This window comes from Herpetosiphon sp. NSE202 (assembly GCF_042688385.1).
GTDB lineage: Bacteria > Chloroflexota > Chloroflexia > Chloroflexales > Herpetosiphonaceae > Herpetosiphon.
The window spans coordinates 68,553-78,562 of record NZ_JBHUPY010000028.1 but is presented as its reverse complement, the minus strand read 5'-3'; the positions used below and the strand labels follow the sequence as shown (position 1 = coordinate 78,562).

Sequence of the window (10,010 nt, the reverse complement as noted above, 5' to 3'; positions counted from 1 at the left end):
GAAATGGTGATGCCAGGCGACAACATCCAAATGACGGTGGAGTTGATCGTTCCGGTTGCTATCGAACAAGGCTTGAAATTTGCGATTCGTGAAGGTGGCCGCACCGTGGGTGCTGGTATCGTGACCGAAATCATCGCATAAGCTATAAAACGGCTGGCAGGTGTGCCCGTCACACCTGCCTTCTTTTGCGCTTAGGAGTAATGACGTTGGCAAAGCAAAAAGTTCGCATTCGCCTCAAGGCGTATGACCACAAGATCTTGGATCAGTCGGCACGCCAGATCGTGGATGCGGCAGAACGCACCGGTGCTCAGGTCGCTGGCCCAGTGCCGTTGCCGACCAAGATCGAAAAATACAGCGTGTTGCGCTCACCCTTCATTGACCGCGACAGCCAAGAACAGTTCGAAATTCGGACCCACAAACGTCTGATCGACGTGATCGATCCAAGCCAGCAAACGATTAATGCTTTGATGAAGCTGAACTTGCCCGCTGGTGTGGATATTGAAATTAAGCTCTAATCGGGAATCCCGCTTGGAGCCATAGCCAATACGGCTGGGCTTGGTCGCCCAGAGGCTCCGCACGCTATGGACTAAGGAGTAACCAATGCTCAATGGTATTTTGGGTCGCAAAATTGGCATGACCCAGATCTTCACCGAAAAAGGTGAAACCATTCCTGTCACCGTGATCGAAGCTGGCCCATGTGTGGTCACCCAACTTCGCACCAAGGACAAGGATGGCTATGAAGCAGTCCAACTCGGCTTCGGCGAAATCAAACCACGAAAAGTAACGAAGCCAATCCAAGGACACCTGAAAGCTGCTGGTCGGCTGGTTCGCTTCATGCGCGAAGTGAAAACCACCGACTTGAACGCACACACTGTCGGCGACGTGGTAAATGTTGATATTTTCCAACTCGGCGAAAAGATTGATGTCGTCGGCACAAGCAAAGGTCGCGGTTTTGCTGGTGTTGTTAAGCGCCACGGTTTCCGTGGTGGCCCAGCAACCCACGGTCAAAGCGACCGCCATCGCGCCCCAGGCTCGATTGGTTCAGGTACCACGCCAGGCCGCGTATGGAAAAACATGCGTATGGCAGGCCGTATGGGCAATGATCGCGTAACCGTTCAAAATTTGGAAGTGGTAAAAATTGACCTTGAACGCCACGTAATCTTAGTGAAGGGCTCAGTGCCAGGCGCTAAGAATGGTTTGGTGATGGTCTCACGGGCAGCTAAGGCCACGAAGAAATAGGAGTTGACGCATGGAAGCCAAGCTTTATAACCAAGCCGGTCAAGCTATCGGCACGCTTGAGCTGCAAGACTACATCTTCGGCATCGAGCCTAACATTCCCGTGATGCACCAAGCAGTCATTCGCCAACTGGCCAATGCACGTTTGGGCACTCACAGTACCAAGACTCGTGGTGAAGTACGTGGTAGCACGCGCAAGTTGTATCGCCAAAAGGGTACCGGTCGCGCTCGCCAAGGCGCTATTCGCGCCCCCCATCACTCAGGTGGTGGTGTTGTTCACGGGCCAAAGCCCCGCAAGTACACCAAAGATATGCCACGCAAAATGCGGCGCTTGGCAGTACGCTCGGCGCTTTCGGTCAAATACGCAGACAACCAAATCATTTTCTTAGATGATTTGAGCATGAATGCACCAAAAACCAAAGACTTCTTGGCGTTGTTGAAAAACTTGCCTTTAGTCGGCGAAAAAACGCTGGTGGCCTTGGGTGAAAAGAGCGATAACATCACGTTATCAACCAGCAACTTGCCAAATGTCAAGACCTTGTTGGCAGCCTACCTGAATGTTCGGGATCTGTTGAACTACGACACCTTGATTTTGCCCAAGTCGGCACTCAGCGTTGTTGAAACAATTCTGGGCAAAAAGTAGGAGATGCAACCGATGAACGCGCACGATATTATTATTCGCCCTGTCATCACCGAAAAAAATACGGCGTTGATGGAAGAGGGCAAATACACGTTCGAGGTGGCACAAGAAGCCAACAAGCCGATGATCAAGGCTGCTGTGCAACAGATTTTCAACGTCAACGTTAAAGCTGTTAACACCATGAATGTCAAGGGTAAGTTGAAAGTTCGCCGCACTCGCAATGGCCAACAAAGTGGCTACAGCCGCAGTTGGAAAAAAGCCATCGTTACCTTGGCTCCAGGCGAACGGATCGAAATCTTCGAAGATCTCTAGGAGGTTACGCAGTGGGCATCAAACGCTATAAACCGACATCGCCGGGTCGGCGTGGCATGACTGTCTCGGACTTCGCAGAAATCACGAAGTTCGAGCCAGAAAAAGCACTTACCGAACCCTTAAAGAAACATGCTGGCCGCAATAACCACGGCCACATCACCACCCGTCACCGTGGTGGTGGCCACAAGCGCCGCTATCGCTTGATCGATTTCAAGCGCAAGAAATTTGATATTCCAGCTAAAGTAGCGGGGATTGAGTACGATCCAAACCGCTCAGCGAATATCGCTTTGTTGCACTACACCGACGGCGAAAAGCGCTATATCATTGCACCATTGGGCTTGAAAGTTGGCGATACCTTGATGGCTGGCCCTAACGCCGAAATCCGGGTTGGCAATGCCTTGCCATTGGCCAATATTCCAATCGGTTCGCAAATTCACAACATCGAATTGACCCCTGGTCGTGGTGGCCAAATGGTGCGGAGTGCTGGTAACACCGCCCAATTGATGGCCCGCGAAGGGAACTACGCCACGGTGCGTTTGCCATCTGGCGAAATGCGCATGGTGCACATCAAGTGTATGGCTACCTTGGGTCAAGTCGGTAACGTCGATCACCAAAACATCATGATTGGGAAAGCTGGTCGCAGCCGCTGGTTGGGCCGTCGCCCAGTCGTGCGTGGTTCAGCAATGAACCCTGTTGATCACCCACACGGTGGTGGTGAAGGTCGCGCCCCAACTGGGATGAACCCCAAAACCAAATGGGGCAAGCCAGCAATGGGCAAAAAGACCCGCCACAACCCCCGCACCGATCGCTTTATCGTGCGGACGCGCAAGCAAAAATAAACCCTGGGGAGCGCTTCGTTGTGATGCGCTCCTCACCTTGGAGCAAGGGCGGCTTGGCCGCCGCTGCACTGGGTTGCGATAACTCGTGTAGCGCCTTCTCCCTCGTGAGTAGTGACAACAACTACTGCAACTAAAGGAAGGAAACGAATGTCTCGTTCAACCAAAAAAGGTCCATTCGTTGACGTTCGGCTCTTGAGCCGCGTTGAAACGATGAATCGTGGCAATGAAAAGCGCCCACTCAAAACGTGGTCACGCGATTCAACCATCTTCCCTCAGATGGTTGGCCATACGATCGCTGTCCATGATGGCCGCCGCCACGTTCCAGTGTACATCACTGAAAACATGGTTGGTCATAAGTTGGGTGAATTCGCGCCGACCCGCACATTCCGTGGGCACGGTGGCAAAAAGGCCGACAAGCGCGGCAAATTAAAATAAGAGGTGCGCAATGCAAGCTAAAGCCATTCTGCGTAACTTCCGCATGTCGCCGCAAAAAGTTCGGCTGGTTGCCGACCTCGTGCGCGGTAAAAATGTGACGGAAGCGCTGGGGATTTTGCAATATCTGCCCCACAAGGCAGCCCCAGAAATTGCCCGCGTGATCAAGTCGGCCAAGGCCAATGCCGATCACAACTATCAAATGTCACCCGAGGATCTGGTCGTTAAAACGATTATGGTCGATGCTGGCCCAGTGCTCAAGCGCTACATGCCGCGTGCTCGTGGCCGTGGTGATCGTATCTTGAAGCGTTCGTCACACATTACCGTGATCGTCGATGACGGCGAAGTCTTGTAAAATATGAGCTATGAAGCATGAAGTCAGCAGCTGATTTGCAGCGATGCGCTTCATCCTTCATAATTCATATTTCATCATTATCTTAGGAGGATCTCTTGGGTCGTAAAGTGCATCCGAATGGATTCCGCCTCGGCATCATCAAAGATTGGAAATCGAAGTGGTTTGCCGAGCGTAACTATACCGAACAACTGCACCAAGATTTGGCACTGCGCAAATATATCGAAGGTGCCGATGAGTTGAAAAACGCTGGTGTAGCCCACGTTGATATCGAACGCTCAGCCAATCGGGTTGAAGTGACCATCCACACGGCGAAGCCAGGGATCGTCATTGGCAAACGCGGCGCGAACGTCGATACACTCAAAAACCAAATTGAAAAACTCACAGGCAAAAAGGTGCGCTTGAATATTCAAGAAATTCACCAGCCTGAATTAAATGCCTACCTGGTGGCCGAAAGCGTTGCTGAACAAATCAGCAAACGGGTTTCACACAAACGCGCCATGAAGCAAGCAACCCAACGCGCCATGCGGCTTGGTGCCCAAGGCATCAAAGTCAAATGCTCAGGCCGTTTGGGTGGCGCTGAAATGAGCCGCTCATTGTGGGAACGTGAAGGTCGGGTGCCGTTGCACACCATTCGCGCAGACATTGACTACGCGTTGGTGCACGCTCACACCACCTATGGCCGGATCGGGGTTAAAGTTTGGATTTATAAGGGCGATGTGCTTGGTCAACGCGAACGCCAAGCTGCTCCAGCAGCAGCCGCAGCCGATGCACCAAAAACCAACACTCGTTCGGGCAAGGGGTCGTAAACCATGTTAATGCCCAAGCAAATGAAATATCGCCGCCCACACCGCCCTCGTAATATCAAGGGTATTGCTCAGCGCGGCGCTACGGTGGCATTCGGTGATTTTGGGTTGGTCTCACTCGAAGCAGGCTGGATTACCAGTCGCCAAATCGAATCAGCCCGCCGGACGATCACCAACTACGTGAAGCGGGGCGGTAAAGTTTGGATTCGGATCTTCCCAGATCGTCCAATTACCCAAAAACCTGCTGAAACGCGGATGGGTTCTGGTAAAGGTTCAGTTGAATACTATGTCGCAGTGATCAAGCCAGGTCGCGTGTTGTTCGAATTGAACGGCGTGCCCGAAGATGTGGCCCAAGAAGCACTGCGCCGCGCTGCCCAAAAGTTGCCTGTTAAGTGCAAATTCGTAACCAAGGCATCGCAGGAGGTTGGCTCAAATGAAGGCTAGTGAACTGCGCGATATGAGCAATGCTGATTTGGAAAAGTTGATCAACGATAACAAACAAGAGTTGTTCACCATGCGTTTCCAAAAATCAGTTGGCAAATTGACCAACACCGCTCGCGTGCGGTTGTTGAAAAAAGATATCGCCCGCGCCAAAACGGTCATCCACGAACGCAGCTTGGTGGCGGAGGGGAATTAATGAACGAGCATTTAGCAACAACTGACAGCCGCAAACAAAAAGTTGGCCGCGTTGTCAGCAGTAAAATGAACAAAACTGTGGTGGTTGCAGTCGATTACTTGCGCCCCCACCCGTTGTATCGCAAAACCGTGCGCCAAACCAGCAAGTTTTACGCACATGATGAAAACAACGAATGCCATGTAGGCGATACCGTGGTGATCGAAGAAACCCGCCCCTTGAGCCGACTCAAGCGCTGGCGCGTGGTCGAAATCGCCAAAAAGAATCGCCGCGAAGGCTTGAATGTCTTGCGCCAAGACGTTGTAACCGTTGAAGGCGAAACCGAGGAGGCCTCGTCGTGATCCAGCAAGAATCTCGCATGCGGGTTGCCGATAACACAGGTGCCAAAGAGCTGCTGTGTATTCGGGTGCTCGGTGGGACCAAGCGTCGCTACGCTAGCGTTGGCGATACCATCATTGCAACCGTCAAACAAGCCAACCCAGGTGGTTCGGCGAAAAAAGGCGAAGTTGTTCGGGCCGTAATCGTGCGGGTCAAAAAGGGCTACACTCGCCCAGATGGCTCGATGATTCAATTTGATGATAATGCAGCCGTCATTATCAACCAACAAGGCAACCCTCGCGGCACGCGTATCTTTGGGCCGGTCGCCCGTGAATTGCGCGAAAAGCAGTTTATGAAGATCATCTCACTTGCTCCAGAAGTGTTGTAACAATCTTCACGAGCTGTGGTACAATACAACGCTTGTGGGCAACCGCATAGCGTTGACTATGGAGGCAAAACCATGCACGTCAAAAAGGGCGACCGCGTAGTGGTACTTAGTGGGCGCGAAAAAGGCCGCGAAGGTGTAATCAAGCAGTCTTTGCCCAAAAAAGAACGCGTCGTCGTTGAAAATGTCAATATTGTAAAAAAACACGTCAAGCCGATGGGCAATCGCCAAGGCGGCATCTTAGAAGTTGAAGCTGCGATGCATGTCTCAAAAGTCATGTTAATTTGCCCAGCTTGTGGTAAGCCCTCACGGACTGGCCACCGCGTCAACGACGAAGGCAAAAAAGTGCGTGTTTGCAAGCAATGCAATGCCGACGTTGCCTAATTTGGCAAGGTCGAAGACAAATGAGCAATGAACAACCGTGCGTTGCTGACTACTCATTTGGTTCGGAACTATCGTATTTTCCATCTGGGCTGGCGCAGTTGTGCCGCAACCGTTTGGTAGCCTTGGTTACCAATGCTGTCGCCGAACCCCAGAAGTGAGGAACCCATGGCACGTCTTAAGGATGTCTATTTGAAGACCGTGGCTCCTGCATTGTTCAAGGACTTTGGCTTTAAGTCCCCAATGCAAGTGCCCCGTATTACCAAGATCGTCATCAACATTGGCTTAGGTGAAGCGTTGCAAAACCCCAAAGCGGTGGAAGCAGCAATCGGCGATTTGACCATGATTGCAGGTCAAAAACCAGTTGTGACCCGCGCTAAGAAATCGTTGGCAGCCTTCAAACTCCGCCAAGGTATGCCGATCGGCGCAATGGTAACGCTGCGCAATGAACGCATGTACGATTTTTATGATCGTCTGGTCAACTTGGCGTTACCCCGTATCCGCGACTTCCAAGGCTTAAGCCGCAAATCGTTCGATGGTCGCGGGAACTACAGTATCGGTATTCGGGAACAAATCATCTTCCCTGAAATCGAATACGATAAAGTCGATAAAATTCGTGGGCTTGAGGTGGCGATTGTTACCACCGCTCCAAACGACGAACAAGGCTTTGCTTTGTTGAAGGCGTTGGGCATGCCGTTTCGTGACTAGAGTTGGCAAGGGACTACAGGGGTAGTCAACCGACAACTCGTAACTGGGAGGCCAAAACAGTCTATGGCTAAGAAATCGATGATCATCAAGGCGAATCGCGCACCAAAATTTTCAACGCAGGGATACAATCGCTGCAAGCGCTGTGGTCGGCCTCGGGCGTACATGCGAAAATTTGGTATCTGCCGGATCTGCTTCCGCGAGTTGGCTTCACAAGGGCTGATTCCCGGTGTAACAAAATCAAGCTGGTAGAACCAGGAGGACGAGCTAGTGAGCGTTAATGATCCAATTGCCGACCTGCTGACACGCATCCGCAACGCGGGTATGGCACGCCACCAAACGGTGACGATCCCATTGTCGAAAATCAAGCGCGGCATTGCTGAAATTTTGCAAGCCGAAGGCTATATTAAAAGCTTTGAGGTTCAAGAAGGCACACCATTCTCAAATTTGGTGTTGACCTTGAAATATGCTGCTGACCGCAAGCCAGTAATCACTGGCTTGAAGCGGGTTAGCCGCCCAGGGTTGCGGGTCTACACCAAGCGCAACGAGATTCCTCGTGTGCGCAATGGTTTGGGCTTGAGCATCCTTTCAACTCCTAAGGGGTTGATGACCGGCGATGCCGCTTGGAAAGCTGGCGTTGGCGGCGAAATTGTTTGTTACATTTGGTAATACTAAACGAGGACAACGGTAGCTTTACCGTCATCACTCGTGGAGGAAATGACCCATGTCACGTATCGGTCGTAAACCGATTGAAGTTCCAGCTGGTGTAACTGTGAACGTCGACAGCGATAATGTTGTCACGGTCAAAGGCCCCAAAGGAACCTTGAGCGAATCAATTCGGCCTGAAATTACGGTAAATATCGATGGCGCAACGGTCGAAATGACTCGCGTCAACGACAGCCGTCAGGCTCGCGCATTTCACGGTCTCTCACGGACGCTGGTCGCCAACATGGTCGACGGCGTGACCAAGGGCTTTGAAAAAACGCTCGAAATGAATGGTACAGGCTATCGCGCTACGCTTGATGGCAAAATCTTGGTGCTTTCACTTGGCTTCTCGCACCCAGTGCGAGTTGAGCCATACGAAGGCAACAGCTTTGAAGTAGCTGAGCGTCGGGTTGTGATCAAAGGCCCCAACAAGCAAAAAGTTGGCGACCAAGCAGCGAACATTCGCAAGCTGCGTCCACCCGAACCCTACTTGGGCAAAGGCATCAAGTACAGCGACGAAGTGATCCGCCGCAAGGCCGGTAAAGCTGGTAAGAAGTAGGCTGTTGGCGGCGGCGTAGCGTGACACCACTAACGCGCCGCCTAACCCACCTACAGGAGAAATATAGCAATGTCGAAATTTTCATCCCGCGAATTGCGCGCCCGACGGCATCGTCGGCTTCGTGGCCAACTGAGTGGCACACCTGAGCGCCCACGCTTGAATGTGTTTCGCTCAGGCCTGAATATCTATGCCCAAGTGATCGATGATCTCGCTGGTCATACGCTTGTTTCCGCGTCAACGATCGATACCGAATTACGCGGCAGCCTTGGTGAGCAACGCAAACTCGAACAAGCACATTCAGTTGGCAAGGCCGTTGCAGAACGCGCTCGCGCCGCTGGGATTACCAAAGTGGTGTTCGATCGCGGTGGCTACAAATATCACGGTCGTGTGAAAGCTGTTGCCGAAGGGGCACGCGAAGGCGGACTTGAATTCTAATCAACTCTGGAGGCAACGTGGCGAAGCGAAATCGATCAAACGCTGACGAAGTTGAACTGGACGAACGAGTTGTCCAAATCAACCGGGTCGCGAAAGTGGTCAAGGGTGGCCGCCGCTTCAACTTTAGCACCGTCGTAGTCGTTGGCGATGGCAACGGCAATGTCGGGCTAGGGATGGGCAAGGCTTCTGAAGTACCCGAAGCAATCCGCAAGGGTGCTGAATCAGCTAAACGCAATATGATCGCGGTTTCCGTTATCGGAACCACCATTCCCCATGAAATTGTGTCAACCTATAAAGCATCCAAAGTGTTGCTTAAACCAGCCTCAGCTGGTACCGGCGTTATCGCTGGTGGTGGCGTGCGCGCCGTGCTTGAAGCCGCTGGCATCAAGGACGTTCTGACCAAATCATTGGGCAGCAACAACTCAGTCAATGTGGTGCGAGCTACTTTGAAGGCGCTTTCTGAATTGCGCACTCCGCAAGAAGAAGGCCGCCGCCGTGGCCGCGCTGCATCGTCATTCCGCCTGAGCGGCCAAAGCCGCGCCGTTATCAGCGGTACGGAGGAATAACGATGGCAACCTTGCGTATTACCTATAAAAAAAGTTCAATTGGCTATAGCCAAGCGCAAAAAGATACCGTTCGCTCGCTCGGTTTGCGCAAATTGAACCAAGTGGTCGAGCTTCAAGATACTCCAGTTGTCCGTGGGATGATCTTCAAGATCAAGCACTTGGTAACTGTCGAGGAAGTGACTGCGACGGAGGCCAAGTAATGAAATTGCACGATCTGAAGCCAGCACCAGGCTCAACCCGCAAAACCAAGCGGGTTGGTCGTGGTCATGGTTCGGGCAAAGGTAAAACCTCTGGTAAAGGTATGATGGGTCAAAAGGCTCGTTCAGGGCCAAACCCATACCCACACTTTGAAGGTGGTCAGAATCCTTTGGTCCGCCGGATGCCCTACAAGCGCGGCTTTACCAACATTTTCCGGGTTGAATATACCATCGTTAACGTTGGCGATTTGACCGAATGGAACAATGGCGATGTAACGCCAGAAACCCTGCGCGAAGTCGGCTTGATCAAAAACCTCAAGCAACCTATCAAAGTCCTCGGCGATGGCGACCTGAACGTAGCCCTCAAGGTGCGTGTCCACAAGGTTAGCGCCAGCGCTCGCCAAAAAATTGAGGCTGCGGGCGGTTCAGTCGAATTGATTGACGCTGCCGCCTAAACAATGGTGATGCGATGACCTTCTTTTGCGACGGCGTAGCGGGCTTTGCCCAA

General features: G+C 52.2%; 21 protein-coding genes and 1 pseudogene. All 22 read left to right on the top strand.

Features of this window, described 5'->3' with window-relative positions; translation table 11 throughout:
- Nucleotides 1-141 (top strand): annotated as a pseudogene (gene tuf / locus ACFMKP_RS24305) (elongation factor Tu); the annotation flags it as partial.
- A 65-nt stretch (nt 142-206) separates the two neighbouring features.
- Entirely contained in the window at nt 207-515 is a 309-nt protein-coding gene (gene rpsJ / locus ACFMKP_RS24300) for a 30S ribosomal protein S10 (RefSeq protein WP_041307187.1), read from the top strand.
- A gap of 85 nt (nt 516-600) precedes the next feature.
- A complete protein-coding gene (rplC, locus tag ACFMKP_RS24295; RefSeq protein ID WP_054535853.1) occupies nt 601-1,239 on the top strand; it encodes a 50S ribosomal protein L3 in 639 nt (212 codons plus the stop codon).
- A gap of 10 nt (nt 1,240-1,249) precedes the next feature.
- Complete coding sequence (gene rplD, locus ACFMKP_RS24290) at nt 1,250-1,879, top strand: 50S ribosomal protein L4 (RefSeq protein WP_054535854.1); 630 nt, start codon at nt 1,250-1,252, stop codon at nt 1,877-1,879.
- Between the two features lie 12 nt (nt 1,880-1,891).
- Nucleotides 1,892-2,188, top strand: coding sequence for a 50S ribosomal protein L23 (gene rplW / locus ACFMKP_RS24285; RefSeq protein WP_012192435.1), 297 nt, complete (start codon nt 1,892-1,894; stop codon nt 2,186-2,188).
- A gap of 11 nt (nt 2,189-2,199) precedes the next feature.
- Nucleotides 2,200-3,027 (top strand): 50S ribosomal protein L2, encoded by an 828-nt coding sequence (gene rplB, locus ACFMKP_RS24280; RefSeq protein ID WP_382296286.1) that lies wholly within the window; start codon nt 2,200-2,202, stop codon nt 3,025-3,027.
- A 147-nt stretch (nt 3,028-3,174) separates the two neighbouring features.
- Nucleotides 3,175-3,462, top strand: a complete 288-nt coding sequence (gene rpsS / locus ACFMKP_RS24275; RefSeq protein WP_041304992.1) for a 30S ribosomal protein S19 — start codon at nt 3,175-3,177, stop codon at nt 3,460-3,462.
- Nucleotides 3,463-3,472: 10 nt separating this feature from the next.
- Nucleotides 3,473-3,814, top strand: coding sequence for a 50S ribosomal protein L22 (gene rplV, locus ACFMKP_RS24270; RefSeq protein WP_012192438.1), 342 nt, complete (start codon nt 3,473-3,475; stop codon nt 3,812-3,814).
- 95 nt (nt 3,815-3,909) lie between these two features.
- Nucleotides 3,910-4,620, top strand: coding sequence for a 30S ribosomal protein S3 (gene rpsC / locus ACFMKP_RS24265; RefSeq protein ID WP_054535856.1), 711 nt, complete (start codon nt 3,910-3,912; stop codon nt 4,618-4,620).
- A 3-nt stretch (nt 4,621-4,623) separates the two neighbouring features.
- Complete coding sequence (gene rplP, locus ACFMKP_RS24260) at nt 4,624-5,061, top strand: 50S ribosomal protein L16 (protein ID WP_012192440.1); 438 nt, start codon at nt 4,624-4,626, stop codon at nt 5,059-5,061.
- A complete protein-coding gene (rpmC, locus tag ACFMKP_RS24255) occupies nt 5,051-5,254 on the top strand; it encodes a 50S ribosomal protein L29 (RefSeq protein ID WP_054535857.1) in 204 nt (67 codons plus the stop codon). Before rplP ends, rpmC begins: the two co-directional genes overlap by 11 nt.
- Complete coding sequence (rpsQ, locus tag ACFMKP_RS24250) at nt 5,254-5,592, top strand: 30S ribosomal protein S17 (protein WP_110514144.1); 339 nt, start codon at nt 5,254-5,256, stop codon at nt 5,590-5,592. The genes rpmC and rpsQ overlap by 1 nt, the downstream gene beginning before the upstream one ends.
- Nucleotides 5,589-5,957, top strand: coding sequence for a 50S ribosomal protein L14 (gene rplN, locus ACFMKP_RS24245; protein WP_054535859.1), 369 nt, complete (start codon nt 5,589-5,591; stop codon nt 5,955-5,957). The genes rpsQ and rplN overlap by 4 nt, the downstream gene beginning before the upstream one ends.
- A gap of 72 nt (nt 5,958-6,029) precedes the next feature.
- Complete coding sequence (rplX, locus tag ACFMKP_RS24240; RefSeq protein ID WP_054535860.1) at nt 6,030-6,338, top strand: 50S ribosomal protein L24; 309 nt, start codon at nt 6,030-6,032, stop codon at nt 6,336-6,338.
- Between the two features lie 165 nt (nt 6,339-6,503).
- A complete protein-coding gene (rplE, locus tag ACFMKP_RS24235; protein WP_054535861.1) occupies nt 6,504-7,043 on the top strand; it encodes a 50S ribosomal protein L5 in 540 nt (179 codons plus the stop codon).
- A gap of 63 nt (nt 7,044-7,106) precedes the next feature.
- A complete protein-coding gene (locus ACFMKP_RS24230) occupies nt 7,107-7,292 on the top strand; it encodes a type Z 30S ribosomal protein S14 (RefSeq protein WP_083469995.1) in 186 nt (61 codons plus the stop codon).
- Nucleotides 7,293-7,310: 18 nt separating this feature from the next.
- Nucleotides 7,311-7,709, top strand: a complete 399-nt coding sequence (rpsH, locus tag ACFMKP_RS24225; protein WP_012192447.1) for a 30S ribosomal protein S8 — start codon at nt 7,311-7,313, stop codon at nt 7,707-7,709.
- Nucleotides 7,710-7,764: 55 nt separating this feature from the next.
- Nucleotides 7,765-8,304 carry a 50S ribosomal protein L6 gene (rplF, locus tag ACFMKP_RS24220; protein ID WP_382296278.1) on the top strand — a complete coding sequence of 180 codons (540 nt, stop codon included), beginning with the start codon at nt 7,765-7,767 and terminating at the stop codon, nt 8,302-8,304.
- A 69-nt stretch (nt 8,305-8,373) separates the two neighbouring features.
- Nucleotides 8,374-8,739 carry a 50S ribosomal protein L18 gene (rplR, locus tag ACFMKP_RS24215; RefSeq protein WP_054535863.1) on the top strand — a complete coding sequence of 122 codons (366 nt, stop codon included), beginning with the start codon at nt 8,374-8,376 and terminating at the stop codon, nt 8,737-8,739.
- A 17-nt stretch (nt 8,740-8,756) separates the two neighbouring features.
- Nucleotides 8,757-9,305 (top strand): 30S ribosomal protein S5, encoded by a 549-nt coding sequence (gene rpsE, locus ACFMKP_RS24210; protein ID WP_054535864.1) that lies wholly within the window; start codon nt 8,757-8,759, stop codon nt 9,303-9,305.
- 2 nt (nt 9,306-9,307) lie between these two features.
- A complete protein-coding gene (gene rpmD, locus ACFMKP_RS24205) occupies nt 9,308-9,505 on the top strand; it encodes a 50S ribosomal protein L30 (protein ID WP_054535865.1) in 198 nt (65 codons plus the stop codon).
- Complete coding sequence (gene rplO, locus ACFMKP_RS24200; protein ID WP_054535866.1) at nt 9,505-9,957, top strand: 50S ribosomal protein L15; 453 nt, start codon at nt 9,505-9,507, stop codon at nt 9,955-9,957. Before rpmD ends, rplO begins: the two co-directional genes overlap by 1 nt.
- Nucleotides 9,958-10,010: the final 53 nt, after the last annotated feature.

What these genes read in the sequence shown, in the direction of transcription:
- rplC (WP_054535853.1), top strand. Translation starts at nt 601, where the DNA reads ATGCTCAATGGTATTTTGGGTCGCAAAATTGGCATGACCCAGATCTTC.
- rplD (WP_054535854.1), top strand. Translation starts at nt 1,250, where the DNA reads ATGGAAGCCAAGCTTTATAACCAAGCCGGTCAAGCTATCGGCACGCTT.
- rplW (WP_012192435.1), top strand. Translation starts at nt 1,892, where the DNA reads ATGAACGCGCACGATATTATTATTCGCCCTGTCATCACCGAAAAAAAT.
- rpsS (WP_041304992.1), top strand. Translation starts at nt 3,175, where the DNA reads ATGTCTCGTTCAACCAAAAAAGGTCCATTCGTTGACGTTCGGCTCTTG.
- rplV (WP_012192438.1), top strand. Translation starts at nt 3,473, where the DNA reads ATGCAAGCTAAAGCCATTCTGCGTAACTTCCGCATGTCGCCGCAAAAA.
- rplP (WP_012192440.1), top strand. Translation starts at nt 4,624, where the DNA reads ATGTTAATGCCCAAGCAAATGAAATATCGCCGCCCACACCGCCCTCGT.
- rpmC (WP_054535857.1), top strand. Translation starts at nt 5,051, where the DNA reads ATGAAGGCTAGTGAACTGCGCGATATGAGCAATGCTGATTTGGAAAAG.
- rpsQ (WP_110514144.1), top strand. Translation starts at nt 5,254, where the DNA reads ATGAACGAGCATTTAGCAACAACTGACAGCCGCAAACAAAAAGTTGGC.
- rplX (WP_054535860.1), top strand. Translation starts at nt 6,030, where the DNA reads ATGCACGTCAAAAAGGGCGACCGCGTAGTGGTACTTAGTGGGCGCGAA.
- rplE (WP_054535861.1), top strand. Translation starts at nt 6,504, where the DNA reads ATGGCACGTCTTAAGGATGTCTATTTGAAGACCGTGGCTCCTGCATTG.
- ACFMKP_RS24230 (WP_083469995.1), top strand. Translation starts at nt 7,107, where the DNA reads ATGGCTAAGAAATCGATGATCATCAAGGCGAATCGCGCACCAAAATTT.
- rplF (WP_382296278.1), top strand. Translation starts at nt 7,765, where the DNA reads ATGTCACGTATCGGTCGTAAACCGATTGAAGTTCCAGCTGGTGTAACT.
- rplR (WP_054535863.1), top strand. Translation starts at nt 8,374, where the DNA reads ATGTCGAAATTTTCATCCCGCGAATTGCGCGCCCGACGGCATCGTCGG.
- rpmD (WP_054535865.1), top strand. Translation starts at nt 9,308, where the DNA reads ATGGCAACCTTGCGTATTACCTATAAAAAAAGTTCAATTGGCTATAGC.
- rplO (WP_054535866.1), top strand. Translation starts at nt 9,505, where the DNA reads ATGAAATTGCACGATCTGAAGCCAGCACCAGGCTCAACCCGCAAAACC.